This is a genomic window from Bradyrhizobium sp. CSA112 (genome assembly GCF_029051645.1).
Classification (GTDB): domain Bacteria; phylum Pseudomonadota; class Alphaproteobacteria; order Rhizobiales; family Xanthobacteraceae; genus Bradyrhizobium.
On the sequence record NZ_JAACFS010000003.1, the window covers coordinates 405,575 to 432,059 of the forward strand.

Here is a 26,485-nt window from a genome sequence, read left to right on the forward strand (position 1 = left end):
TCCAGGATAGATAACACACAGCCGCCGGCATCCGGCGGGAACTTAAGGGGTTGTTGATGCGCGCGTCCTATCTGTTCACCAGCGAGTCGGTTTCCGAGGGTCATCCGGACAAGGTTTGCGATCGAATCTCGGACGAAATCGTCGACCTGTTTTACCGGGAAGGCCCGAAGGCGGGCATCGATCCGTGGGCAATCCGCGCGGCCTGCGAAACGCTCGCCACCACCAACAAGGTGGTGATCGCCGGCGAAACCCGCGGCCCGGAATCGGTTACCAATGAACAGATCGAAAACACCGTGCGCGAGGCGATCAAGGACATCGGCTACGAGCAGGAGGGTTTTCACTGGAAGACCGCCGACATTGAAATCCTGCTGCATCCGCAGTCCGCTGACATCGCGCAGGGCGTCGACGCCAAGCAGCCCAGCAACCAGGAAGAGGGCGCGGGCGACCAGGGCATCATGTTCGGCTACGCAACCAACGAGACGCCGGATCTGATGCCGGCGCCGATCTTCTACGCCCACAAGATCCTGCGGCTGATTTCCGAAGCGCGCCACTCCGGCCGCGAAAAGGTGCTGGGTCCGGACTCCAAGAGCCAGGTCACCGTGCAGTACGAGAATGGCAAGCCGGTCGGTGTTCGCGAGATCGTGGTCTCGCACCAGCATCTGGTCGAGGACCTCACCTCCAATCAGGTTCGCGACATTATCGAGCCCTATGTGCGCGAGGCGCTGCCGAAGGAGTGGATCAACGGCAAGACCATCTGGCACATCAATCCGACCGGCAAGTTCTACATCGGTGGTCCCGATGGCGACTCCGGTCTCACCGGCCGCAAGATCATTGTCGATACCTATGGTGGCGCGGCCCCGCATGGCGGCGGCGCCTTCTCCGGCAAGGATCCGACCAAGGTCGACCGCTCGGCTGCCTATGCGGCGCGCTACGTCGCCAAGAATATCGTCGCAGCCGGCCTTGCCGATCGCTGCACGCTGCAACTGGCGTACGCAATCGGCGTGGCGCGGCCGCTGTCGATCTATATCGATACCCACGGTACCGGAAAGGTGCCGGAGGACAAGCTCGAGAAGGCGGTGGCCCAGGCCATGGATTTGACGCCGCGCGGCATCCGCACCCATCTCGATCTCAACCGGCCGATCTACGCGCGTACCTCGGCCTACGGCCATTTCGGCCGCACGCCCGACAATGAAGGCGGCTTCTCCTGGGAGAAGACCGATCTGGTCGAACCGCTCAAGCGCGCGGTTTAGTTTTAACAGCGTCATTCCGGGGCACCGCGATAGCGGTGAACCCGGAATCTTTTTCGATAGTTTCGAGATTCCGGGTTCGCGCTGCGCGCGCCCCCGGAATGACGAGTTCAACAAAGGGAAACTCCCCATGACCACCGCCGCCGCCAAGAAGCCCGCCTTCACCGACTACATCGTCAAGGACATTTCGCTCGCCGAATTCGGCCGCAAGGAGATCTCGCTGGCCGAGACCGAAATGCCAGGCCTGATGGCGACGCGCGAGGAATACGGTCCGAAGCAGCCGCTGAAGGGCGCCCGCATCGCCGGCTCGCTGCACATGACGATCCAGACCGCGGTCTTGATCGAAACGCTGGCCGCGCTCGGCGCCGACATCCGCTGGGTGTCGTGCAACATCTATTCGACGCAGGACCATGCGGCGGCCGCCATCGCCGCCGCCGGCATTCCGGTGTTCGCGGTGAAGGGCGAAACGCTCGCCGATTACTGGGACTACACTGCCAAGCTGTTCGACTGGCACGGCGGCGGCACGCCCAACATGATCCTCGATGACGGCGGCGATGCCACCATGCTGGTGCATGCCGGCTACCGCGCCGAGCAGGGCGATACCGCCTTCCTCGACAAGCCGACGTCGGAGGAAGAGGAAATCTTCTATGCGCTCGTCAAGCGCCTGCTGAAGGAGAAGCCGAAGGGCTACTTCGCCGAGATCGCCAAGAACATCAAGGGCGTCTCGGAGGAGACCACGACGGGTGTGCATCGCCTCTACGACATGGCGAACAAGGGCACGCTCCTGTTCCCCGCCATCAACGTCAACGACAGCGTCACCAAGTCGAAGTTCGACAACCTTTATGGCTGCCGTGAATCGCTGGTCGACGGCATCCGTCGCGGCACCGACGTGATGATGTCCGGCAAGATCGCGATGGTTGCCGGATTTGGCGACGTCGGCAAGGGCTCGGCCGCCTCGCTGCGCCAGGCCGGCTGCCGCGTCATGGTCTCCGAGGTCGATCCGATCTGCGCACTGCAGGCGGCAATGGAAGGCTATGAAGTCACGACCATGGAAGATGCTGCGCCGCGTGCCGATATCTTCGTCACGGCGACCGGCAACAAGGACATCATCACCATCGAGCACATGCGCGCGATGAAGGATCGCGCCATCGTCTGCAACATCGGCCACTTCGACAACGAGATCCAGATCGCGGGTCTGCGTAACCTGAAATGGACCAACATCAAGCCGCAGGTCGACGAGATCGAATTCCCCGACAAGCACCGCATCGTCCTGCTCTCGGAGGGGCGCCTGGTGAACCTCGGCAACGCGATGGGTCATCCTTCGTTCGTGATGTCGGCCTCCTTCACCAACCAGACGCTGGCGCAGATCGAACTCTGGGCCAACAACAAGGACGGCAAGTACGAAAAGAAAGTCTACGTGCTGCCGAAGTCGCTGGACGAGAAGGTGGCGCGGCTGCACCTCGCCAAGATCGGCGTCAAGCTGACCGAGCTGCGCAAGGACCAGGCCGACTATATCGGCGTCAAGCCGGAAGGCCCGTACAAGTCGGATCATTACCGGTATTGATTTCACGCAGGACGCGCCGTCGCAGGTGTCTTCCTGACGTAAACGCCAGACCCTCAGCAAGCCCCGGAGCGATCCGGAGCTTTTTGCTGGCCGGCCGCACAATCCGCAATCGTTGCGATGCAATAGTAAATTCCGATACAGCCTGTATCGTTGCGACAACCTGACAATGCGAGTTGCAATTTCTACCTGCAGACCCTTAGATCGATCAGCAGGGAGATCGTCATGACCGATACGGCAGAGCACTTCGACGTCCTCATTGTCGGCGCCGGCCTGTCCGGCATCGGTGCAGGCTATCACCTGCAGGAGAAGTGCCCCGGCAAGAGCTACGTGATCCTCGAGGGCCGCGATTGCATCGGCGGCACCTGGGATCTGTTTCGCTATCCCGGCATCCGTTCCGACTCGGACATGTACACGCTCGGCTATTCGTTCAAACCCTGGACCGAGCCGAAGGCGATCGCCGACGGGCCGCGGATCCTCAATTATGTGCGCGAGACCGCTGCCGACAACGGCATCGACAAGCACATCCGCTTCCACCATCGCGTCAAACGCGCGTCGTGGTCGTCGCCGGATGCGCGCTGGACGGTCGAAGCCGAACGCAGCATGGGCGAGGGCGCGACCGAAATCGTGCGCTTCACCTGCAATTTCCTGTTCATGTGCTCGGGCTATTACAAATACGAGGAAGGCTACACGCCGAAATTTTCCGGCACGGCTGACTTCGCCGGCCAGATCGTGCATCCGCAGAAATGGCCTAGGGATATCGACTACGCCGGCAAGCGTGTGGTGGTGATCGGCTCGGGCGCCACAGCGGTGACGCTGGTGCCGGAGATGGCCAAGACCGCGTCGCATGTCACCATGCTGCAGCGCTCGCCGACTTACGTCGTGGCGCGGCCGGCGGAAGATGCGCTCGCCAACAAGTTGCGCCGGAATCTCTCCGCGAAATTCGCCTATCACATGATCCGCTGGCGCAACGTGCTGTTTGGCATGTATTTCTTCCAGCTCTGCCGCCGCAAGCCCGATCGCGCCAAGCAACTGATCCTCGGCGGCGTCAAGATGGCGCTGGGGCCGGAATACGACGTGGCTAAGCATTTCACGCCGCGTTACAATCCCTGGGAGCAGCGGCTCTGCCTGGTGCCAGACGGCGACCTGTTCAAGTCGATCCGGGACAAGCGCGCTTCCGTCGTCACCAGCGAGATCGACACCTTCACCAAAAGCGGCATCAAGCTGAAGGACGGCAGCGAGCTCGAAGCCGATATCATCATCACCGCGACCGGGCTGAACCTGCAGGTGCTGGGCGGCCTCGAAGTCAGCGTCGACGGCCGCCAAGTCGATTTCGCGCGAACGCTGAACTACAAGGGCATGATGTATTCTGATATTCCGAACATGGCCTCGGCGTTCGGTTACACCAACGCGTCGTGGACGCTGAAATGCGATCTCACCTGCGAATATGTCTGCCGTCTGATCAACTACATGGACCGCAACGGCTACAAGCAGTGCATGCCGCAAAACGTCGATCCTGACGTCACGGAACTGCCGTCGCTGGATTTCTCGTCCGGCTATGTGCAGCGCTCGATCGCGAAGCTGCCCAAGCAGGGCTCGAAGCGGCCGTGGCGGCTGTATCAGAACTATGCGCTCGACATCGTCACCTTGCGCTACGGCAAGATCGACGACGGGGTGATGCAGTATTCGTGAGCGGTTCCGCCGCGAGAGGCGCGTCCCGACGCCCCATGCGTTATTTCGCGTATACGTATGTGAGCGCGAATCGTTCAAGGTGCCCTCAGGGTTAACGCCGGATTAACCGGAGTCACTATACGCTGCGTGGCTTGCGGCCCCTGACAGCACGAGGAAGCCCATGGACGCCCAGCGAATTGCCGTCGATGTCATCGTGGCGCTGACCGATTGCGACCGCGAGGCCGCCACTGCCTTCGTCCGCAAATGCTATCTCGCCGGCGTCCGCGATCCCAAGCGGCTCACGTTCAAGGGCCTGCAGGCGCTGGCGCGGGGTTGACGTTCGGCCTTTCTTCGATTTTCTGGTTCAATTTAGCGAACTGTTCAACTGCGAACGCAACTGTCTCAACGTCATTGCGAGCGCAGCGAAGCAATCCATCTTTCCGTGCGCGAGGTGACAATGGATTGCTTCGCTGCGCTCGCAATGACGGGGAAATAGCGACACATCCACCATCGTCATCCCCGCGCATGCGGGGATCCAGTCGTAGGATGGGTGGAGCGAAGCGATACCCATCGCCACACGCACTCGCATTGATGGGTATCGCTTCGCTCCACCCATCCTACGAGGCATAACTTCACCTTCTCGCGGCGCATTGCGTCCGAGGTTTGCATCTTCGTTTGCCCCTCCTGAACTTAGAGGGCGCAGGGAAGACCGGGTGCTTGCTGCACCCGCGGTCTCGCGTGCGATTTGCGCAAACAAAACTGCACACGAGCATACAGGGCAGCGGGAGCATTCCGGCCTTCCCTGCGCAATGGCTTTACGGCTTACTTCGTGCTCTCCCCCGGTGAACGGCTTTCCGTAGGGCGGATAGCGAAAGCGTAAGCCGCCTTAGCAGCGATCGGTGGGCTACGCTTTCTCGACATATTTTGAAGATGATGGAGAGCCTCATCGGCTCTGTGCTCCGGCACAAATAAATGATCGTGATAAAAGGCCGACACTGCATTCACGCTTATGCCGGCTTCTGCTAGTCGGCCGGCGACTGCCGCCAGAAAGCCGACCGCTTCAAGCGAGGAATGAACGGTCAGCGTGATCAGTCGCGATGCAAATTGATATGACAGTCCTGCGCTTTCGGCTTCTTCCCGCCGCACGATGAAAGTCGTTCCTTCGCGTTCGCGGAAGATGTGTAGCGGCTTCAGTGTGGCTGGAATTTCCTTGTCTTCCGAAATGCTGCAGAAAACGAAGACGCCTTCGTGCATCTCGGGCGTCATGTTTTGCAACAACGTCTTGAGATCGCGTTCGCCTGGCATGGCCGTATGCCCTTCAAAAGAGCTCTGCGAGCCGTAGTAATCCGCATGAGCCACCGGGTCGCGCGAATGCGCGCCCGATGACAGGCTCCGCGATATGCGGGGATATCATCCGGATGTCGCTTCACTCATCCGGGCTAAGGTTTTCGAGTTGTCAGCCTACGACGACTTCGCTGATCTGGATGACCGGAGATTGGTCGGTATAGTTCGGGATGTCTGCCATGATCTCCTTGGCGTGAGGCCCGAAGCCGGCCTGGAAGGCCTCGACCGAGTCGCAGAAGATGTGACACATGCCGACATAGGTTGCGGGAACACCGGGCGCGCCGCCGGCCAGGCCCTTGTCGACTGTGTAGGACTTGCAAGCGTCGCCCATGCGCGCTTTCACGAGCGGCATATGCTTGTCGCGGTAGTAATCGTGATCGAAGCGCCCGCCGGGTGTATTGGGATACATTACGCTTACCTTGATCATGGACGTGCCCTCCGATCTGACGTTCGCCGTTATTCTCCGGCAATATCCGGAGTCTGTGTCAGTTTTGCGGATCTTGCAACCAGGAGGCGGCGGGGCGCGATATCAGGCGCGCGCGGCTGCGGCGTAAGCCGAGCAATGCGTAAGATGGGTGGAGCCAACGGGTCCAGCCTTCGGCCGGCCCGATGATAAACTCCGCGATACCCATCGTTTGCATCCGATGATCGCGATGGGTTCGCAAGGACTCAACCCATCCTGCCGCTCAACGAAAGCCCCGGACCTCGGTCCGGGGCTTTGCATCCCGCGGAGGCTCAGTCGCAGATTACTCCGGTTTGCCGATTGCAACCTTCAGCGTACCGACGCCGTCGACGCCGCACTCGATGTTGTCGCCGGGGTTGAGCTGGGAGACGCCGGCCGGCGTGCCCGTCATGATGATGTCGCCGGCAGCGAGTTTTACCTGCTGCGAGAGCTGCCAGATGATTTCCGGCACGTTCCAGATCAGCTCGGTGAGATCACCTTTCTGGGTCTCCTTGCCGTTCACCGTCAGCCAGATCTTGCCCTCGGTAGGATGGCCGATCTTGGCGGCAGGCTGGATGGCGGAGCAGGGCGCCGAATAGTCAAAGGATTTTCCGACTTCCCACGGCCGCTCCTTCTTGCGCGAGGCGAGCTGCAGGTCGCGGCGGGTGAGGTCGATGCCGACCGCATAGCCGTAAACATGGTCGAGCGCCTTGTCGGCTGATATGTTGAGGCCGCCGCTCTTCATGGCGACGATCAGCTCGACCTCGTGATGCAGGTCCTTGGTCAGCGGCGGATAGGGAATGGTGGCGCCGTCGGGCACCAGCATGTCGGCGTGTTTAGCGAAGAAGAACGGCGGCGCGCGCTCGTCATTGCCCATCTCGCGGATATGTTCGAGATAGTTGCGCCCGACGCACCAGATGCGGCGGACCGGATAGGTGGCTGTCTCGCCGACGACGGGAAGCGTGGGCTGCGGGGCTGCTGATATGACGTAGGAGGCTGCGTTCATGAAGTTGGTCTCGGCAGGTTACAGATGAAAATCCGGGCTCATCTTTTATTTGAGCATGATCTCCGCGCAAACGCGTTCCGCGTTTGTCGCGAGGGAAAACCGGTACCCACTTTTCCGGATCATGCTCTAGCTTTTACGCGGTTGCGCTGACCGGCGCCAGACTGGGATGGCCGGCGTCGCGCTGCTGCAGGCGGAAGAACGAGGCGTAACGCCCGCCGCGCCGCAGCAAATCGTCATGCAGGCCGCGCTCGACGATTTCGCCGCCCTCGATCACCAGGATGGCGTCGGCATGCATGATGGTGTGCAGGCGGTGGGCGATCACGATGGTGGTGCGGTTCTGGCAGAGATGCTCGATTGCCTCCTGCACAGCTTTTTCGGATTCCGAGTCCAGCGCCGCAGTGGCCTCGTCGAGCAGGATGATCGGCGCGTTCTTGAGCAGGGCACGCGCCACCGCAATGCGCTGGCGCTGGCCGCCGGATAGCTGCGTGCCGTGCTCGCCGACAGGAGTGTCATAGCCGAGCGGAAAGCCCATGATGAAGTCATGCGCACAAGCCGCTTTCGCCGCCGCCACGATCTCGTCCTGCGTGGCGCCTTGCTTGCCGAAGGCGATGTTGGCGCCGATCGTGTCGCGGAACAAATAGACGTCCTGCCCGACATAGCCGGTCTGGGCGCGCAGCGAATGGCGTGACACGCCCGAGATGTTCTGGCCGTCGATCAGGATTTCGCCGCCGTTCACTTCGTAAAGCCGCAGCAGCAGCGCGAGCACCGTGGACTTGCCGCCGCCGGACGGTCCGACCAGCGCGGTGGTCTTGCCGGGCTCGGCGATGAAGCTTATGGCCTTTAGCACCGGCTCGTCCGGCCGGTAGGAGAAATTGACGTCGCGGAACTCGACCCGTGCGCTCGAGAGCTTGAGCGCCGGCTTGTCGTTGTCGGCGGGCTCGCTCGCCGGGCTGTCGACGATCTCGAGCAGCATGCGCGCGCCGACCAACTGGCTGTTGAGGTCGATATTGAGCCGCGCCAGGCGCTTGGCCGGCTCGGTCGCCAGCAGGAAAGCGGTCATGAAGGAGAAAAACTGGCCGGGCGTAGCGCCGAGCGCGACCACGCTGTAGCCGCCATAGAGCAGGCAGCCGGCGACCGCAAAGCCGCCGAGCATTTCCATCAGCGGATTGGAGCGGTTGGAAACCCGCGCCATCTTGTTGGCGTTGCGCTCGACGATCGCGATATTCTCGTCGATGCGCCGCTGCATGGTCTGTTCCAGCGTGAACGCCTTCACGGTGCGGATGCCCTGCAGCGATTCCTGCATGGTCTCCATAATGTCGGCGCTGCCGGTGAACTGGTTGTGGGCGAGGCCCTTGATGCGCTTCACCAGCTTGCGCAGAATCAGCATCGCCGGCGGTACCACCACGAGGCCAATAAACGACAGCACCGGATCCTGCGACACCATCACGCCGATCAGGCTGATCAATAGCAGCACGTCGCGTCCGACCGCATTGATCAACAGCGTCAGCACGTCGGTGATGGATTTTGCGCCCGATGTCAGCCGCGCCAGGAATTCGGACGAATGCCGCTCGGAGTAGAATCCGATGCTTTCGCTCATCAGCTTGGCAAACAGCCGCCGCTGATTGTTGGCGAGAATGGCGTTGCTGATCTTCGACAGGATCACGGTGTGGCCGTAGGTCGCCAGGCCCTTGATGAACAGTAGCACCACCGTGACGCCGGAGAGAATGGCGATTCCGACGACGTTCTTGTCGATATAGGCTTGGTTGATCACCTGGCCCAGGATATAGGCGGAGCCCGCAGTGGCGCCGGCGGACACGCCCATCAGCGCGAACGCGGTCAGATAGCGCCGCCAATAGACAAAACCCTGTTCCATGACGAGGCAGCGAATCAGGATCGCCGCGCCATAGGGGTCGTCGGTAATTTTTCTGGTAGGTTTGCTTGGAAGTTCGGTCATCCGCGTTCCATTGACGGCGCCTGATAGCCCGGCGCGTCAGGGCTGCTGCGGTGACTCCTTGCCTGCTTGGCGGGGCTTTTTCAAGCCAAATAAGCGCTTGATTTCAGGCTGATTCCGCATGCTGCGGAAGGCCGCCGCGCTCGCGAAACAGCTTCTCCTCCCAGGCCAGCGCATGGGCGGCGATGGTCTCGAGATTGTCGTATTGCGGCGTCCAGTCCAGTGTCGCGTGAATGCGGCTGACATCGGCGACCATGGTCATGATGTCGCCGGGGCGGCGCGGCGCATAGGATACCGCGAAATTGCGCATGGAGACGCGGCGGACGGCTTCGATGGTCTCGAGCACCGAATAGCCGCGGCCGTAACCGCAGTTCAACGTGATCGAGCTTCTGCCGTCGCGCAAATAGGCCAGCGCTGCGCGATGGGCCTGCGCGAGATCGCTGACATGGATGAAGTCGCGGATGCAGCTTCCGTCCGGCGTCGGGTAATCGGTTCCGAACACGTCGATCTTGGCGCGCTGGCCGGTAGCGGCTTCGACCGCGATCTTGAGCAGATGGGTCGCGCCGACGGTGGCGAGGCCGCAGCGGCCTTTCGGATCGGCGCCGGCGACGTTGAAATAGCGCAGCACGACATAGTTCATGCCGTGAGCGGAAGCTGTATCATGCAGCATGATTTCGGTCATCAGCTTGGAAGAGCCGTAGGGCGAGGCCGGCCGCGTCGGCGCATGTTCCGGCACCGGCACCTGGTCCGGATTGCCGTAGACGGCGGCGGTCGACGAAAAGATGAAGCGGTTGACGCCAGCCTTGACCGCGGCATTCAGCAGGCTGCGGGTCGTCATGGTGTTGTTGCGGTAATAGCCGAGCGGATCGCGCACGGAATCCGGCACCACGATGGAGCCGGCGAAATGAATGATGCTCTCGATGCCGTGCTGAGCGATCACGCCTTCGACGAGGTTTTCGTCGCCGGCGTCGCCGATGAACAGCGGCACGCCTTCCGGCAGGAAGGCGGTGAATCCGGTGGAAAGGTTGTCGATCACGACGACGCTTTCGCCGGCGTCCGCCAGGGCATGAACCATGTGACTTCCGATATAGCCGGCGCCACCGGTGACGAGCACGGTCATGACTTCACCTCTCCCGATTATTGGGGGCGATGCTAGCGGGGCTGCGGTGAAGAGTGGGTTTCGGCGCGGCCGAACTGGCCACTATGCTTAATGTTGCGTATAGGAACTGGCCGAAACGGAGCAGGACGTGCCGATCGAGAACAATTTGGCCAGTGATCTGCAACTGATCGTGCCGAATCTGCACAGGCGCTATTCGGGGGTCACGGCGACCAACCGGATGGTGGCGCCGAGGCTTGCCACAATGTACCGCGCGGCGTGGCTCGGGCCGCATGCGCCCGACGGCATCGCGCGGACGGGTTTTGCGGATCTGTTGAAACTCTGGCGACGCCGCAACTCCCTGATCTGGCATGCGCGGCGCAATGACGAGATGATCGCAGGGTTATTGCTGCGCGCGCTCGGCTGGCCGCTGAAACTCGTCTTCACTTCGGCGGCGCAACGGCATCACAAGCTGCTGACGCGCTGGCTGATCCGGCAGATGGATGCGGTGATCGCCACTTCCGAACTCTCGGCGTCGTTTCTCAAGCGCGAGGCGACGGTCGTGATGCATGGCGTCGATACCGACAGCTATGCACCGCCGACTGACCGCGCGGCAGCGTTTGCGGAAGCCAAGCTGCCGGGGCGCTACGCGATCGGCTGCTTCGGCCGGGTGCGCGCGCAAAAAGGCACGGACGTTTTTGTCGAGGCGATGTGCCGGCTGCTGCCGCGCTATCCCGATTTCACCGCAATCATCGTCGGTGCGGTCGTGGCGGAGCAGCAGGGTTTTGCCAGCGGCTTGAGAAAGCAGATCGAGGTGGCCGGGCTGCAATCGCGCATCGTCATCACGGGCGAGCTCGCGATTGAAGAGGTACAGCGCTGGTATCAGCGGCTGACGATCTACGCCTTCACCTCACGCAACGAAGGCTTTGGCCTGACGCTGATCGAGGCGATGTCCTCAGGGGCGGCGCTGGTGGCGTCGCGCGCGGGCGCCGCCGAATTCGTGGTTGAGGATGGCGTGACAGGCGTGCTGACGCCGCCGGGCGACGTCGATGCGCTGGTCGCCGCACTGGAGCCGCTGATGCGCGATCCGGTCGCGGCGCATGCGATGGGCGAACGCGCGCGGGCGCGTGTGCTGCAAAAGTTCAGTCTCGATGCCGAGGCGCATGCGATCGCCGCGGTCTATCGGACGCTCGGCTGACTGACCAGCAGGCGATGCGCGACATCGGCCACGTAGCTGGGGTCGATGTCGCGCATGCAGCGATGGTCGTTCATGGTGCAGACGGTGCGTTGGCAGGGCTGGCAGGGCAACTCGGCCTTGGTCTGAACAACCGTGGCCGCAAGACCGTTCAGCGGCGCCCACAGATAGGGATCGGTGGGGCCGAAAATGCCCATGGTCGGCGTGCCGATCGCCGCCGCGATATGCATCAGGCCGGAATCGTTCGAGATGGCGACGCCGGCTGCCGCCATCGCCAGAATCCCGTTGCGCAGGTCTGAGCCGGTGAGGTCGCGGGCCTTACCGCCGGTGGCGGCGACAATCTCCAGCGCCAGCGCCTTCTCGCCGGGGCCGCCGATCACCCAGACGTCGAGCCCGCGCTCGGCCAACAGCCGCGCGGCGCCGGGGTAATAGGTCCAGCGCTTGGAGGCGCCGACCGAGCCCGGGGCCAGCGCCACGGCGGGACCAGTGCCGAGGCCGTTGGCCCGGCGCCAGCGCGCGATTTCCTCCGGCGCCACGACGAGCTGCGGCACCGGCCACTCCGCCGGCAGCGACGCGCCGGAGGGCAGCGCCAGGGCGGCATTCTTGTCAATGAAGCGGGGCAGGGCCTTCTCGCCCCAGCGCATCCGGTTGATCAGTCCGAATCGAGCCTCGCCGAAAAAGCCGATGCGCTCAGGGATCCCGGCCAACGCCGGGGCAATCGCGGCCTTCCAGGTGCGCGGCAGGACGAGGGCGGTTCGATAACCCCGGGAGCGCAGCTCGGATGCGAGACCCCATTGTTTCGCCGGCGCAAGCCGGCTGCGGGGCAGGTCCCAGACGATTCCCGCCCGGACACCCGGCATGTAATCGACCAGGGGGGCGCATAGGGAGGTCACCAGCAGATCGACCGGCCGGTTCGGCCAGCGCTGCTTGAGAACACGCACGACCGTGTGGCCGCGGACGAAATCGCCAATCCACATATAGGGCACGATCAGGATCGGCCGCGTATCGGCGGCATCCTCCATCTCGATTCCATTAAGTGAATTAATATTCATATTTTGTGTTCGGCTGTTCGGCGCCGGGACGATTCCGCTCCGGAGGTAACCGCTTCGCATCGGCAGGTAAAGCCGTTACCGAACAATCATGGCAGGGGATGACAAGCTGCTGGTGACCGAGGGCGCCAGTTTTGTCGGGTCGAACGTCGTGGCTGCGTTGAATGACGCCGGCCGGGACGTGGCCGTGTGCGACGTGCTTGGCCATGACGGATTTGGACGCGATCGCGGCAACCTACAAAACCTCGGTCTGAGCTATCACCTCAGCGATGAATGCATCGAGATCTCCACCTGTGAACAGGAAGCCCGGCAGGCCCGCGGCCTTCGCCGCCTCGATATCAGTCGGGCGGTCTCCAATGACGAAGCTGCCGGCGCGTCGTACTGACCAGTGCTGAAGCAGGTCGTGGATCATGCCAGGGTTCGGTTTGCGCCAATGATGATCTTCGAGATAGCCGGCGACCGAGCCCGCTGGATGATGCGGACAGTACCTGATGTCGTCGATCACGGCGCCCTGGGCTGCAAGTTCGGCGCACATCCAGTTATGCAGCGCATTGACTTGATCCTCGGTGAAGTAACCGCGCGCCACGCCGGACTGGTTGGTGAAAAGGAAGACGAAATAGCCGGCCTCGTTGAGGCGCCGGATTGCTCGTGCTGCATTCGGCATCCAGCGAATCCGCTCGCGTGTGCCGATATAGCCGTCGTCACAATTGACGACGCCGTCGCGGTCGAGAAAAGCCCCAGGCCTTTGGCTCAACTGCTCGCTCATCGGTGGGGCGCCCATTGGAGTACGCCCTGAGCGCGCTTGGTATCGGCGGAATCCTCCATTTCGGTCCCATATGATGAATATGAATTCATATCTTTATCTTGTCGCGGCTAATCATTTGCGGTCCTGTCGGTAACCGCTCCGCTTCGGCAGGTAAAGCCGCTCGATCGGCCTTGGCTTCGCCCAAGAAGCAAAGTTGCCTGCCGCGCGGGAGTGGGGCAAAGCTTTGCCGATCAATCATGGCAGGGGATGGCATGTTGCTGGTGACCGGGGGCGCCGGTTTTATCGGGTCGAATGTGGTGGCTGCGTTGAATGACGCCGGCCGGGACGTGGCCGTGTGCGATGTGCTCGGCCATGACGGCAAATGGCGCAATCTGGCCAAGCGCCGGCTCGCCGATTTCGTGCCGCCTTCGGAACTGATGGACTGGCTGAAGGGCCGCCGGCTGGAGGCCGTCATTCACCTCGGTGCGATCTCCGAGACCACGGCGACCGACGGTGATCTGGTGATCGAGACCAATTTCCGCCTGTCGATGCGGCTGCTCGACTGGTGCACGGCGAACGCCACGCCGCTGATCTACGCGTCCTCGGCGGCAACCTATGGTGACGGCGAGCAGGGTTTTCGCGACGACCAATCGATGGATGCCCTGAAGAAGCTGCGGCCGATGAATCTCTATGGCTGGAGCAAGCATCTGTTTGACATGGCGGTCGCTGAACGCGCCGCACGCGGCGAACGGCTGCCGCCGCAATGGGTCGGGTTGAAGTTCTTTAACGTGTTCGGCCCCAACGAATATCACAAGGGCACGATGATGAGCGTGCTGGCGCGCCGCTTCGACGACGTCAAGGCCGGCCGTCCCGTGCAATTGTTCAAGTCGCACCGCGAAGGTATCCCCGACGGCGACCAGCGCCGCGACTTCATCTATGTCGACGACGTCGTGCGCGTGACGATGTGGCTGCTCTCGACGCCATCGGTCAGCGGCATCTTCAACGTCGGCACCGGCACCGCGCGCAGCTTTCGCGATCTGATCCTGTCAGCCTATGCCGCGCTCGGCGCGAAGCCGAACATCCAGTATATCGAGATGCCCGAGCAAATCCGCGGCAGTTATCAATACTTCACGCAGAGTGAAGTCGATCGGCTGCTGGGCGCCGGCTATAATGGCGGCTTCACCGCGCTGGAAGACGCGGTCGAGACTTATGTGAAGGCTTTTCTCAATCGCACCGATCGCTTTCGCTGATGGGCACCAGGTAGACAGATGTTCGATTTTGAAGCCCTGAGCCAGGCGATCCCACGTCAGACCGTGCTCTGCGTCGGCGACCTCATGCTCGACGAATTCGTCTATGGCGAGGTGTCGCGCATTTCGCCGGAAGCGCCAGCGCCCGTTATCGCGGTCCAGCGCAGCGAGACCAATGTCGGCGGCGCCGGCAACGTTGCGCGCAACATCGCCTCGCTCGGCGCGCGCTGCATCTTTGCGGGGCTCGTCGGCGAGGACGCGGCGGGCGCGAAGCTGAAGGCCGATCTGGCGCGGGAGAGCCTGATCGAGGCTGTGCTGGTTGCGGATTCCTCCCGTCCGACAACGCGCAAGGTGCGCTTCGTCTCCGAGCATTTTTCCACCCACATGCTGCGCGCGGATTGGGAGCTGGCGGTGCCGGCCTCGGCCGATGTCGAGCAAAAGCTGATCGACGCGATCCTGCCGCAGGTCGCACGCGCCGACATCGTGCTGCTGTCCGACTACGCCAAGGGTGTGCTGACGGCGCGCGTCATCCGCAACATCATCGACGCCGCGCGGAAATTCGGCAAGCGCGTGATCGTCGATCCCAAGAGCGCCAATTTCGCGATCTATCGCGGCGCCACCCTGCTGACGCCGAACCGCAGGGAGTTCGCGGAAGCCACCCGCAGCCGCGCCGACACCGACCAGAACATTGCCGGCGCGGCGCAGGACGCGATGGTTCTCGCCGATTGCGAGGCGATGCTGGTGACGCAAAGCGAGCACGGCATGACGCTGGTGGTTCGCGGCGGCGAGGCGATCCATGTGCCGGCATTGCCGGTCAAGGTGCGCGACGTCTCGGGCGCGGGCGACACGGTCGCCGCCGTCCTGGCGCTGACGCTTGCGGCCAGGGCGGACTGGGAGACGGCGCTGCGGATGGCGAATGCGGCGGCCGCGGTTGCGGTCGGCAAGAAGGGCACCGCCACGGTGACGCCGGCGGAACTGCGGCGAAAGATCCTGCCGCATGCGTCGCTGGCGGCCGAAGAAAAGATCGTGCCGGCAGGCGGCGATCTCGATGCGCATCTTGCGGACTGGCGCAGGCAGGGGCTGCGCATAGGCTTCACCAATGGCTGCTTCGACATTCTGCATCCCGGTCACGTCAAGGTGCTGACAGCCGCGCGCGGCGCCTGCGACCGCCTGATCGTCGGTCTCAACAGCGATGCCTCGGTGAAGCGGCTGAAGGGCGAGGGACGCCCCGTTCAGGACGAACGGGCGCGCGGCGAAGTGCTGGCGGCGCTGGAGGCGGTCGATCTCGTCGCGATCTTCGAGGAAGACACGCCGATCGACCTGATCGCGAAGGTGACGCCGAGCGTGCTGGTCAAGGGCGGCGACTATACCCGCGAGCAGGTCGTCGGTCACGAGATCGTCGAGGCTGCAGGCGGCGAGGTCGTGCTGGTCGACATTCTGCCCGGCCACAGCACGACGTCGCTAGTCGGGCGCGCGAGGGGAGGCAAGGCGTGAGCGTAAGTGCGGTGCCCGTACCCGAGGCACGGATACGGTGGCATTGGCGTGACCAAGCGATGTGGATGACGATCGCGGATGTTTTCGCGGTTCTGACTGTACTTACGCTGCCTTGGTCGACGAGCCTGCCGGGAATTTTCGTGCCCTGCTGGCTCGGCGCCGTGGCGTGGGGAACGGACTGGCGAGCCTTCGCGCGATTGCTGATGCAACCGATCTGCTATTTGCCGCTTGCTTTCGCCGGCCTGGCTGCCGTCGGCACGCTCTGGTCGGACGCTGCGTGGGGCGCGCGTCTCTACGCCGTTGGTCCCACGCTCAAGCTTCTGGTGTTGCCCGGCTTGTTCTATCATTTCGAGCGCTCGTCGCGCGGAATGTGGGTCTTTATCGCGTTCCTGGTTTCGTGCACATTGCTGATGCTGGTGTCCTGGATCGTTCTGATCGATCCAAGTTTTTCGCTGAAGCCCGTCGCGGAGGCGGAGCGCGGCATCTTCGTCAAGAATTATATCGACCAAAGCCAGGAATTCGCGCTGTGCGCGGTGGCGCTGGCCTACCCGATCGTCCGTCTCTTGCAAGCAAACAGGCTGTGGTTGGCGCTGATGCTGGCCGTGATCTCGTTCGGCTTCATCGTCAACATGTCTTTTGTGATCGTTTCGCGCACGGCGATGGTCACCATCCCGGTCATGATTGCAGTATTCGCGCTGCTTCACCTGAAATGGCGAACCAGCCTGATGATCTTCAGCGGATTGGTTGTCCTGACGGCACTTGCTTTTGCCACGTCGCCGCTCCTGCAGCGGAAGGCGGAAACGATCGTCAGCGACTACCAGCGGTACAAGCAGGAAAACCTACCTACATCCGTGGGGCTGAGGCTGGAGTATTGGCGAAAGTCGCTGCAGTTCTTTGCCGCGTCGCCTGTCGTCGGTAACGGGACGGGTTCCACGCTCGGGCTATTCCAGAGAGCCGCTAGCGGCGAGGCCGATCGCGCCACGGCCCAAATCATCGGCAACCCCCATAACCAGACGCTTGCCGTTGCGGTTCAGTGGGGCGCCGCCGGGATCATCGTGCTGTATACGATGTGGTTTGCGCATCTGCGGCTGTTCCGCGGCGAGGGTCTCGTGGCCTGGATCGGACTGCTGGTCGTGGTGCAAAACATCTTCACCTCGGTGTTCAATTCGCACATCTTCGATTTCCACGAAGGATGGATGTACGTGCTGGGTGTCGGTGTTGCCGGTGGCATGATGCTCGCGGCCAGGCAACGCAGCGTAGGCGCAAAAGGGGCCGGGTCGTGATGGGGGTGGACCAGCGCAGGGAGATAAATTCGATCGGCTCGATATTGTCGGTCATGGCCTCGGCTCGGCACAATCCGTCCGCGCGCATGCTGAATGTCGATCTCATCGCTGTTTTGGTGGCAGTGTTGCTGCCATGGTCGACCAGCGGCGTGGGCATCGGCATGCTGGTCTGGATCGCCGCTCTGGCCGCAACGCTCGAATTGCGCCCGTTCCTGCGTTCGTTGCAGCGGCCGATCTGCGCGCTGCCGATCGTGCTCGTTGCGCTCGCCGCGCTGGGAACCCTGTGGTCGGACGCATCCTGGGGCGCACGCCTCTATGCTCTTAGTCCCGCCACGAAGCTGCTCTTTCTGCCGTTCCTGTTCTATCATTTCGAGCGCTCGACGCGCGGCATGTGGGTGTTCGTCGCTTTCCTGGCGTCCTGCACGCTGCTAACGGTCGCGTCCTGGATGGTTGTGATTGATCCCAGCCTCTCACTGAAGGCTCCCGGCGACCCGGCAGGGTACGGCATCTTTGTCAAAAACTACATCGACCAGAGCCAGGAATTCGTGTTGTGCACGGTCGTGCTCGCTTTCCCCATCATCACATTGCTGCGGGACGGGAAAATGCGGCAGGCGTTGTTGTTGACGGCCGTTGCTGCGAACTTCGTCCTCAACATGGCGTTCGTCGTCGTGTCGCGAACGGCACTGGTCACGCTGCCGATCATGCTCGCCGTGTTCGCCATGGCGCATTTGAAGTGGCGAACCAACGTGCTCCTGTCCGTCACCGCCGTCGTGCTCGGCGCGCTGGCCTGGACACTATCGCCTCAACTGCAGGCGACGACCGACAGGTTCGTGCGGGACTACCGGATTTACAAGGAATTCAATCAGCCGACATCGATCGGGCTACGGCTCGAATTTTGGGAGAAGTCGTTGCGGTTTTTTGCCGAGGCGCCCGTCATCGGCCACGGCACGGGTTCAACACGTGGGCTGTTCGAGGCGGCCGCGACCGGTCCCGCGGTGCTGGCGCAGGGGCACGTGATCGGCAATCCGCACAACCAGACCCTCAACGTCGCTGTCCAGTGGGGCACGATCGGGATCGTGATCCTGTACGCAATGTGGTTTTCGCATTTTGCGCTGTTTCGCGGCGAAGGTCTGGCGGCCTGGATCGGCCTGATGGTCGTGCTGCAGAACGTGTTCAGTTCGTTGTTCAACTCGCATCTGTTCGATTTTCACGAGGGCTGGATGTATGTGCTGGGCGTCGGGGTAGCCGGAGGCATGGTATTGCGCGCGAAATCCGGCGGAGAGGAACCTTCCGGAACAGCCCGGTCATGATCGCTGGCATGCACGCCGGAGATAAGATATCAGCGGACCCGGGATGCCCTGCGAATCCCCTCGCTTCCGCACCCGGCTATTGGAAATGACGCCTCTTTCGCAACTGACCCGTCGTAATTTCCTTATCGCAGTGCATGACGCGCTGGCGACCGCGGTTGCGCTTCTGGCAAGCTTCTACCTTAGATTTGATGGAGGCGAGGCCTTCTATGCCCGGCTGCCGCTGCTGCTGCGCATTCTGCCCCTCTTCATCGTCTTCAGCATCGTGATTTGTTACGTCTTCAACCTGACGACGACGAAATGGCGTTTCATTTCGCTCCCCGATGCGCTGAACATCCTGCGCGTGGCGACCGTTCTGGCGGTAACGCTCGTTGTGTTGGACTATGCCTTCATTTTCGCGGCATCGAACGGAAAGGCGCCGGTGCTATTCGGCCGCATTACCATCGTTCTCTACTGGTTTCTCCAGGTGTCCGCGCTGAGCGCCCTCCGTTTCGGCTATCGCTATTTCCGTTATTCGCGCGTTCGCCGCCATGCCCGGACCGAAGGGGCCGCGTCGATCCTGTTGATCGGTCGTGCCGCCGACGCGGAGGTACTGTTGCGCGCAATCGAGAGCGGCGCCGTCAAGCAGCTTTGGCCGGTCGGCGTGCTGTCGCCGTCGACCGCGGATCGCGGGCAGTCGATCCGCAACGTGCCGGTGCTCGGCGGCATCGACGATGTCGAGGACGTGATCCGCGACTATGCCGGGCGTGGCAAGCCGATTTCGCGGATTGTCATGACGCCGTCGGCGTTCGAACCCGAGGCTCACCCCGAGGCGGTTCTGATGCGGGCCAAGCGGCTCGGCCTGTTCGTCAGCCGCCTGCCGTCACTCGAAAGCGGCGACGTGCCGAGGCTGACCAATGTCGCCGTCGAAGATCTGCTGCTGCGGCCGAGCGAGAAGATCGATTATGCGCGGCTTGAAGCGCTGGTGAAGGGCAAGGCTGTGATCGTCACCGGCGGCGGTGGCTCGATCGGTTCGGAAATTTGCGATCGCGTCGCGACCTTCGGCGCTGCGCGGCTATTGGTGATCGAGCATTCGGAACCGGCGCTTTACGCAGTGACGGAGGCGCTGACGGCGCGCGCGGCCAATGCCGAGATCGAGGGCCGAATCGCTGATATCCGCGATCGCGACCGGATCATGAACCTGATGAAGGAATTCAAGCCCGATATAGTGTTCCATGCCGCCGCCCTGAAACACGTGCCGATCCTCGAGCGCGACTGGAGCGAGGGCGTCAAGACCAACATCTTCGGATCGGTCAACGTCGCCGACGCCGCGCAGGCGGCAGGCGCCGAAGCCATGGTGATGATCTCGACCGACAAGGCGATCGAGCCGGTCTCGATGCTGGGCCTGACCAAGCGCTTTGCCGAAATGTATTGCCAGGCGCTCGACCATGACCTGATGACGCAGTCGGACGGCAAGCCGCACATGCGGTTGATCTCGGTGCGGTTCGGCAACGTGCTGGCCTCGAACGGATCGGTAGTGCCGAAATTCAAGGCACAGATCGAGGCCGGCGGCCCAGTCACGGTGACGCACCCGGATATGGTCCGCTATTTCATGACCATCCGCGAAGCCTGCGATCTCGTGCTGACCGCGACGACCCACGCGCTGACGCCGGCGCGGCCCGATGTTTCCGTATACGTCCTCAACATGGGGCAGCCGGTCAAGATCGTGGAAATGGCCGAGCGGATGATCCGCCTGTCCGGCCTCGAACCCGGCATCGATATCGAGGTGGTGTTCACCGGCATGCGGCCGGGCGAGCGGCTGAACGAGATCCTGTTCGCCACCGAGGAACCGACCATGGAGATCGGAGTAGCCGGCATCATGGCGGCCAAGCCGAACGAGCCGCCGATGCAGACGTTGCGCAAGTGGCTCGCGGCGCTGGAGGAGGCGATTGCGCGGGATGACCGTTCCACCATCAGGGCGGTGCTCAAGGATGCCGTTCCCGAGTTCGGATCGCACGCCGCCTAATCTTGTTCGGTGTTCGCCGGCCATGCGGCCGCTTCGAAGGCAATGATGCAGAAGTCCGGAAAAGTCGTAGTCGTCAGCCAGCACTATCCGCCGGCCGCGATCATGGCGGCGATTTCGGAGCGCATCACAGGAAGCCGAAGTCCTGGTCCTGTTAGGAACAATAGCGTCAAGCATTTCGATTTTGAAATCGCGATGGCCGACTATTGCATCCAGATCCGCGAACTCTTGCAGAAGAATCCAGGTTAGCCGGCGGACATTTGCCGGCGCGAGAAGCGGTGCATCAGGAACGCCGTGGCGATGCCGCCTGCAACGAAGAGCAGGATTGCGATCGCCGTCGACGACGTCATGACCGAGCCGATCGCCAGCGCAGCCAGGAGGACATTGAGCGCGAACACCTCGCTCACGACGCGCCACACCGGAAAGCCGTTGTCGGTGGCGCGCTGATAGAAGTGGCTGCGATGCGCCGCCCAGAACGGCTCGCGCCTGATGACGCGCCGAAACAGCGTGACGGTGGCGTCAGTGAGATAATAGAGCGGCAACAGTAGCGCCGCTGTCACATGCTGATGCCAGGCGAGCTGCAGCAGGCACCAACCGATGAGCAGGCCGATCGGCAGGCTGCCGACGTCGCCGAGAAAGATTTTCGCCACCGGCCGGTTGAACGGCGCGAAGCCCAGCATCGCGCCGAACAGCGCCGCGGCGGCGACCGTCGCCGGCGCCGGAAGTTCGCCGAGCCAGCCGAGCATAACGAGTGCGCCGGTTACGGGCACGATCTCGGCGACGGTCATCAGGTCGAGCCCGTCCATGAAGTTGACGAGGTTCACGAACCACAGGCCCGCAAGCAACAATAGGCCGCGCTCGAGCCAGAACGGGCAGGCGGAAACGATCCTCAAGTTTTCAGGCGCGGCGAGGATCACGGCGGCGACGGCAAGCCCCTGCAGCAACAGCCGCGGCACAACGGGAATCGATTTGACGTCATCAGCGATGCCCACGGCCCCAATGAACAGCGTCGCGGCAAATACAGCGACGGGAATTTTCATCTCCGCAGCCCCGGCAAGCACGATGACCGCGACCGTCGTGATCAGCGTGGCCGTGATCACCGCGATGCCCGCGCCCTGCGGCGTCGGAATCCGGTGGGAAGAACGCGCGTTCGGCTTTGCCAGTGCTATTCGCAGCAGCAGCGGCCGGATCGCCCAGGTCAGGACGCCCGACAGCAGCGCCGCCGGCACCGCTGCAGCAAACAACAGCAGTAGTTGCGAATTGGCCATTCTGTCCGCGCGGAAGTTAGTGAAGATTACTTGGGAACCTCGATGGCTGCCGTGCCCTGTGCGGCCTTCTCGGCGCTCAAGATCCAGACCAGCCCGCCGATCGCGCCGACGATGAAATATACTGCGCCAAAGAGCAGCGAGATGTTGACGCCCTCGTTGGCCATCAGTCCGGCATATCCGAACGCCAGCCCCATGGTGGCCTCGCGGACGCCCCAGCCGGCTATCGAAATCGGCAGCATGGTGATCAGCATCACGGGCGGAACGAGCTGGAAAATCTGGCCGAACAGCACGGGGGCTGCGATCGACTGCACCACGCACCAGGCGATGACGACGGCGAGCACGTGCACCAGCAACGACAGCACCGCGACTTTCGGACCGTGGGAGCCGAACAGCACACGATTGGCGATCACTGAGCAGGCGTGGATGTGATGGGTTCCCCACCAGCGCTTCAACCACGGCCACGGCAGTCTGCCGAGCAGGAGAAATCCGAGGCCGCCGGCAAGCGCTGCGAAATCGACGAACAGCAGCGCCGACCTTCCGTGCGGATCGGTGATCAGGCGGTAGCTCCAGGGCAGGCTCGCGACGATGACCACAGCGAGCGCGATCAGGCCGATAGCGCGGTCGACGAAGATGGAATAGGTGGCGGCCCGCCAGCCGGCGCCGCTGCGCGCCACCAGCCAAAGCCGTACCGCGTCGCCGCCGATCGAGGAGGGCAGGGTCTGGTTGAAGAAGGTTCCGATCACGTTGAAGCGCATCGCCTGCCTGGTCGGCAGCGGCGCGCCGCACTCCGCGCTGATCTCTCGCCATCGCAACACGCCGATGAATATCTGCAGGAACGCCACGGCGATCGCCACGCCGATCCAGCCAAGGCTGGAAACGTCGATGCGGGCGACGAGGTCGGCTAGATCGATCTTGCGCAGCGAGAAATACAGGAGCGCCGCCGAGACCAGTATCTTCAAAGTCGAAAGCAGGATTCGGCGCATCTCGCCCGTGCTGGGTTTGAGAAGGGGTGCAAAAAGCGATGCAATTCGGCGCCTTGGTATGGTTTTCAGGCCGATCTGGCAATAGCGGGGCTGGTAGGTGTTGCGGCCCCCTCGACAACGCGGGTAAAAAGCCGCGAACCGGATGTGGCGAGCCGGTGCCACGTTCAGGGATATGATGTCGGATCAGGCAATATTGGTCACGGGAGCAGCCGGTTTCATCGGCTTCCACGTCGCTCGCCGGTTGCTGGCCGAGGGCCGCGCGGTGGTCGGCCTCGACAATCTCAACGACTACTACGATCCGGCGCTGAAACGGGCGCGGCTGGACATCCTGCGCCAGGAGCAGGGTTTTGCGTTCGAACAGATCAATCTCGCCGATCGCGCCTCGATGGAACGTCTGTTCGCCAAACACCGCTTTGCAAAGCTACCGTTTTCGGAGAACGACAAGACCGACCATCCGGTCAGCCTCTATGCCGCCACGAAGAAGGCCAATGAGCTGATCGCACATTCCTACAGCCACCTCTACCGTCTTCCGGTGAGGGACCTGCGGTTCTTTACCATTTACGGGCCATGGGGACGGCCCGATATGGCGTATTTCCTCTTTACCAAAGCGATCGTGGAGGGCACTCCGATCAGGCTCTTTAACCATGGCAGGATGCGGCGCGACTTTACCCATGTTGCGGACGCGACACGTGCCATACTGCACCTGGTCGATCAGGCCCCGCGCGATGGCGGCCCGGCGGCCGATGCGCCGGCACGTATTTACAATGTTGGCAACAATCACCCGGAAGAACTAACCCATGTGGTCTCGGTTCTGGAGCGGGAATTGGGCCGCGCGGCGTAAAGGAGATGCTGCCGATGCAGCCCGGAGACGTGACCGAGACCTTCGCCGATGTCGCGGAATTGATGCGCGACACCGGTTTCAGGCCGCAGACCTCGACCGAGGACGGGCTTGCCGATTTTGTCGCCTGGTATCGTGACTCTTACAGGATTTGAGGCGCCGATGAGCCAACGAATTATTCCCCTGATCATGTGCGGTGGCGCGGGAACGCGGCTGTGGCCGGCCTCGCGCGAGGTTCACCCCAAGCAGTTCCTGTCCTTGTTCGGGGCGCGCTCGACGTTCCAGGACACGCTGTTGCGGGTTTCCGATGCTGATCTGTTCGAACGGCCCGTCATCATCACCAACAACGCCTATCGCTTCATGGTGCTCGAGCAACTGGCGGAGATCGGGCTCGAGGCCGACGTGCTGCTCGAACCGATGCGGCGCGATTCCGGGCCTGCGATTGCGGCTGGCGCCGCTTTTGCAGAGGCGCGCGACAAGGATGCGATCGTGCTGGCGCTCGCCGCCGATCACGTCGTTTCCGACACACCCGCCTTCCTCGCCGCCTGCCGCGAGGGGCTGGCTGCAGCGGAAGCCGGGCACATCGTCACGTTCGGTGTGCAGCCCGAACGCGCCGCTACCGAATATGGCTACATCAATCCCGGCGAAGTCATTTCCGGCAAGGTCCACGCGGTCGCGAAGTTTGTCGAGAAGCCTGATCCGGCAACGGCGGCGGGTTATGTCGAGGCCGGGTATCTCTGGAACAGCGGCAACTTCATGTTCCGCGCCGCCATACTGTCGGATGAATATCGCAAGGTGGATGCGGACAGCGTCCAGGCCGTGACCGACGCGGTGGCGAAGGCGGGCACCGACCTCGGATTCGTCAAGCTCGACGATGCCGCGTTCGGATCGGCGAAGTCGATCTCGATCGACTATGCTGTGATGGAAAAGACCGCGCGCGCCGCGGTCGTGCCGGTCGCGTGCGGCTGGTCCGACGTCGGCTCCTGGCATGCGGTGTGGGAATTGTCCGGCAAGGACGGCGAGGGCAACGCGGCTCGCGGCGTTGCCGTGTTCGAGGATTCCCGCAACTGCAACGTATCGACCGACCGCGCGCTGGTCGCGCTCGAAGGCGTCGACGATCTCGTGGTGGTCGCGACCCAGGACGCCGTGCTGGTCTCCAGGCAAAAGGACGCCAACGGGCTGAAGCGGCTGGTCGCGAAGCTGAAGACGGTGGCTCCGCAGGTGACCGAGGATCACATCAGGGTACACAGGCCCTGGGGATCCTATCAGTCGGTCGACAATGGCGACCGGCATCAGGTCAAGCGCATCATCGTCAAGCCGGGCGGGCGGCTTTCGCTGCAGAAGCATCACCACCGGGCCGAGCACTGGATCGTGGTGCGCGGAACGGCGCAGGTTACCGTCAACGAGCTGGTCAAGACCGTGCACGAGAACGAATCGATCTACATCCCGATCGGCGCGGTGCACCGGTTGGAGAATCCCGGCAAGATTCAGCTCGAACTGATCGAGGTCCAGACCGGCAGCTATTTCGGCGAGGACGACATCATCCGCATCGAGGACGACTACAAGCGCAGTTGAGCGAAACAGTAGTTTTACCGGTCCCGGCGGCTGTAATTCTTTGAATCAAAACGTGTCCGAAAACCGTCGATCGCGTTCGCCACATCTGTGACAGCGTGCTAGAGAACCGACGGGGGACGTTACCGGCGCAGAATCTGCTTGGGGTCGACAAATCATGAGTTTCAAAGGGTCCGCATCTGCCGCGAAGACCGATGCAGAACGCGGCTTGCGCGTCGGCGTGGTCGGCGCAGGCGTGATGGGCAGCAACCATGCCCGCGTGCTGGCTGGTCTGCCCGGGGTGACGCTGGTCGGCATCGTCGATCCGTTACCGGAACACCGTGTGCGCGCCACCGCGCTTGCCGGCTGCCGGGCTTTCGCCGATCTCGACGAGCTGTTTGACGAGGGCGTCGATGCCGTGACGATCGCGGCGCCGACCCATCTGCATCATGAGATTGCGCTCGCCTGCGTCACCCGCAACATCCACATCCTGGTCGAGAAGCCGGTCGCTTCCACCGTGGAGGAGGGGCAGGACATCGTCAATGCGGCGCGCAGCGCCGGCGTGACGCTGATGGTCGGCCATGTCGAGCGCTTCAATCCAGCGGTCGCCGCGATCAAGCAGGCAATCTCGGGCGAGGACATTCTCTCGATCGGCATCACCCGCGTCGGGCCGTTCCCGCCGCGGATGTCGAATGTCGGCGTGGTGATCGATCTCGCCGTGCACGACATCGACCTGATCCGCTGGTTCACCGAGTCCGATATCGTCGAGGTGCAGCCGCAGCTCTCGAGCGCGGTTGCCGAGCGCGAGGACATTGCGCTGCTGCAGTTCCGCACCGCCTCCGGCGTGCTCGCCCACATCAACACCAACTGGCTGACGCCGTTCAAGGCGCGCAGCGTCACGGTTGCGACGCGCGGCAAATATGTGATGGGCGATCTGCTGACACGCCAGGTGACCGAGTGTTTCGGCTTCAAGCCGGACGGCAGCTATTCGATGCGGCATCTGCCGGTCGGCCATGACGAACCGCTCCGCGCCGAACTGATCGCGTTCCTCGATGCCGTCCGCACCGGTAATGTGCCGGCGGTTTCCGGCGATGAGGGCGTCGCCAGTCTCGAAATCGCGATCCGCTGCCTCGAGCAGCCCGCCAAGCCCGCGGCTTCCGCCGCGCGCAAGGGCCCGCGCCGCATCGCCGGCTGAACTCTCCCAT

The 26,485-nt window shown here is 62.7% G+C and carries 21 protein-coding genes and 2 pseudogenes; 14 read left to right on the forward strand and 9 right to left on the reverse strand.

The window, feature by feature from the left end; genetic code table 11:
* The first annotated feature begins 56 nt into the window (after nt 1–56).
* From metK to GWE18_RS09410, 4 genes are all read left to right on the forward strand, one after another.
* Nucleotides 57–1,250 (forward strand): methionine adenosyltransferase, encoded by a 1,194-nt coding sequence (metK, locus tag GWE18_RS09395; protein WP_275185469.1) that lies wholly within the window; start codon nt 57–59, stop codon nt 1,248–1,250.
* A 127-nt stretch (nt 1,251–1,377) separates the two neighbouring features.
* Nucleotides 1,378–2,811, forward strand: a complete 1,434-nt coding sequence (ahcY, locus tag GWE18_RS09400) for an adenosylhomocysteinase (RefSeq protein ID WP_275185470.1) — start codon at nt 1,378–1,380, stop codon at nt 2,809–2,811.
* 222 nt (nt 2,812–3,033) lie between these two features.
* Nucleotides 3,034–4,500 carry an NAD(P)/FAD-dependent oxidoreductase gene (locus tag GWE18_RS09405; protein ID WP_275185471.1) on the forward strand — a complete coding sequence of 489 codons (1,467 nt, stop codon included), beginning with the start codon at nt 3,034–3,036 and terminating at the stop codon, nt 4,498–4,500.
* A 160-nt stretch (nt 4,501–4,660) separates the two neighbouring features.
* Nucleotides 4,661–4,816, forward strand: coding sequence for a hypothetical protein (locus GWE18_RS09410; RefSeq protein WP_275185472.1), 156 nt, complete (start codon nt 4,661–4,663; stop codon nt 4,814–4,816).
* Nucleotides 4,817–5,391: 575 nt separating this feature from the next.
* Here the strand turns inward: GWE18_RS09410 and GWE18_RS09415 are convergent.
* From GWE18_RS09415 to galE, 5 genes and pseudogenes are all read right to left on the reverse strand, one after another.
* Nucleotides 5,392–5,784: pseudogene (locus GWE18_RS09415) on the reverse strand (ACT domain-containing protein); the annotation flags it as partial.
* Nucleotides 5,785–5,935: 151 nt separating this feature from the next.
* Nucleotides 5,936–6,250, reverse strand: coding sequence for an EthD family reductase (locus tag GWE18_RS09420; protein ID WP_275185473.1), 315 nt, complete (start codon nt 6,248–6,250; stop codon nt 5,936–5,938).
* A gap of 319 nt (nt 6,251–6,569) precedes the next feature.
* Complete coding sequence (locus tag GWE18_RS09425) at nt 6,570–7,271, reverse strand: fumarylacetoacetate hydrolase family protein (protein WP_275185474.1); 702 nt, start codon at nt 7,269–7,271, stop codon at nt 6,570–6,572.
* A gap of 133 nt (nt 7,272–7,404) precedes the next feature.
* Complete coding sequence (locus GWE18_RS09430) at nt 7,405–9,225, reverse strand: ABC transporter ATP-binding protein (protein ID WP_275185475.1); 1,821 nt, start codon at nt 9,223–9,225, stop codon at nt 7,405–7,407.
* A 103-nt stretch (nt 9,226–9,328) separates the two neighbouring features.
* Nucleotides 9,329–10,342 (reverse strand): UDP-glucose 4-epimerase GalE, encoded by a 1,014-nt coding sequence (galE, locus tag GWE18_RS09435; protein ID WP_275185476.1) that lies wholly within the window; start codon nt 10,340–10,342, stop codon nt 9,329–9,331.
* 127 nt (nt 10,343–10,469) lie between these two features.
* Here galE and GWE18_RS09440 point away from each other — a divergent pair, with 127 nt between their 5' ends.
* The gene (locus GWE18_RS09440; RefSeq protein WP_275185477.1) at nt 10,470–11,516 is read left to right on the forward strand and encodes a glycosyltransferase family 4 protein; all 1,047 of its coding nucleotides are present in this window, start codon (nt 10,470–10,472) and stop codon (nt 11,514–11,516) included.
* Here GWE18_RS09440 and waaF read toward each other — a convergent pair.
* Complete coding sequence (gene waaF, locus GWE18_RS09445; protein ID WP_275185478.1) at nt 11,498–12,565, reverse strand: lipopolysaccharide heptosyltransferase II; 1,068 nt, start codon at nt 12,563–12,565, stop codon at nt 11,498–11,500. The genes GWE18_RS09440 and waaF overlap by 19 nt on opposite strands.
* Nucleotides 12,566–12,797: 232 nt before the next feature.
* On the reverse strand, nt 12,798–13,328 hold the full coding sequence (locus GWE18_RS09450; RefSeq protein ID WP_275185479.1) for an HAD family hydrolase: 531 nt from the start codon (nt 13,326–13,328) through the stop codon (nt 12,798–12,800).
* Between the two features lie 251 nt (nt 13,329–13,579).
* Here GWE18_RS09450 and rfaD point away from each other — a divergent pair, with 251 nt between their 5' ends.
* The 6 genes from rfaD to GWE18_RS09480 all read left to right on the forward strand — a co-directional run bounded on the left by rfaD (nt 13,580) and on the right by GWE18_RS09480 (nt 20,889).
* A complete protein-coding gene (rfaD, locus tag GWE18_RS09455; RefSeq protein WP_275185480.1) occupies nt 13,580–14,557 on the forward strand; it encodes an ADP-glyceromanno-heptose 6-epimerase in 978 nt (325 codons plus the stop codon).
* A gap of 18 nt (nt 14,558–14,575) precedes the next feature.
* Nucleotides 14,576–16,048 carry a D-glycero-beta-D-manno-heptose-7-phosphate kinase gene (gene rfaE1 / locus GWE18_RS09460; RefSeq protein WP_275185481.1) on the forward strand — a complete coding sequence of 491 codons (1,473 nt, stop codon included), beginning with the start codon at nt 14,576–14,578 and terminating at the stop codon, nt 16,046–16,048.
* A gap of 65 nt (nt 16,049–16,113) precedes the next feature.
* Nucleotides 16,114–17,331 carry an O-antigen ligase family protein gene (locus GWE18_RS09465; RefSeq protein ID WP_275185482.1) on the forward strand — a complete coding sequence of 406 codons (1,218 nt, stop codon included), beginning with the start codon at nt 16,114–16,116 and terminating at the stop codon, nt 17,329–17,331.
* A gap of 53 nt (nt 17,332–17,384) precedes the next feature.
* Nucleotides 17,385–18,641 (forward strand): O-antigen ligase family protein, encoded by a 1,257-nt coding sequence (locus tag GWE18_RS09470; RefSeq protein WP_275185606.1) that lies wholly within the window; start codon nt 17,385–17,387, stop codon nt 18,639–18,641.
* A gap of 85 nt (nt 18,642–18,726) precedes the next feature.
* On the forward strand, nt 18,727–20,643 hold the full coding sequence (locus tag GWE18_RS09475; protein ID WP_275185483.1) for an SDR family NAD(P)-dependent oxidoreductase: 1,917 nt from the start codon (nt 18,727–18,729) through the stop codon (nt 20,641–20,643).
* A gap of 45 nt (nt 20,644–20,688) precedes the next feature.
* On the forward strand, nt 20,689–20,889 hold the full coding sequence (locus tag GWE18_RS09480; RefSeq protein ID WP_275185484.1) for a hypothetical protein: 201 nt from the start codon (nt 20,689–20,691) through the stop codon (nt 20,887–20,889).
* On the opposite strand, the gene GWE18_RS09485 is transcribed toward GWE18_RS09480, so the two are convergent.
* Nucleotides 20,886–21,908 (reverse strand): glycosyl transferase, encoded by a 1,023-nt coding sequence (locus GWE18_RS09485; protein ID WP_275185485.1) that lies wholly within the window; start codon nt 21,906–21,908, stop codon nt 20,886–20,888. The genes GWE18_RS09480 and GWE18_RS09485 overlap by 4 nt on opposite strands.
* A gap of 26 nt (nt 21,909–21,934) precedes the next feature.
* A complete protein-coding gene (locus tag GWE18_RS09490; protein ID WP_275185486.1) occupies nt 21,935–22,891 on the reverse strand; it encodes a lysylphosphatidylglycerol synthase transmembrane domain-containing protein in 957 nt (318 codons plus the stop codon).
* A gap of 175 nt (nt 22,892–23,066) precedes the next feature.
* Between GWE18_RS09490 and GWE18_RS09495 the strand changes: the two are divergent.
* The 3 genes and pseudogenes from GWE18_RS09495 (at nt 23,067) to GWE18_RS09505 (ending at nt 26,475) form a co-directional block, all read left to right on the forward strand.
* Nucleotides 23,067–23,884: pseudogene (locus tag GWE18_RS09495) on the forward strand (NAD-dependent epimerase/dehydratase family protein).
* Nucleotides 23,885–23,891: 7 nt separating this feature from the next.
* Nucleotides 23,892–25,304 (forward strand): mannose-1-phosphate guanylyltransferase/mannose-6-phosphate isomerase, encoded by a 1,413-nt coding sequence (locus GWE18_RS09500; protein WP_275185487.1) that lies wholly within the window; start codon nt 23,892–23,894, stop codon nt 25,302–25,304.
* A gap of 154 nt (nt 25,305–25,458) precedes the next feature.
* The gene (locus tag GWE18_RS09505) at nt 25,459–26,475 is read left to right on the forward strand and encodes a Gfo/Idh/MocA family oxidoreductase (RefSeq protein ID WP_275185488.1); all 1,017 of its coding nucleotides are present in this window, start codon (nt 25,459–25,461) and stop codon (nt 26,473–26,475) included.
* Nucleotides 26,476–26,485: the final 10 nt, after the last annotated feature.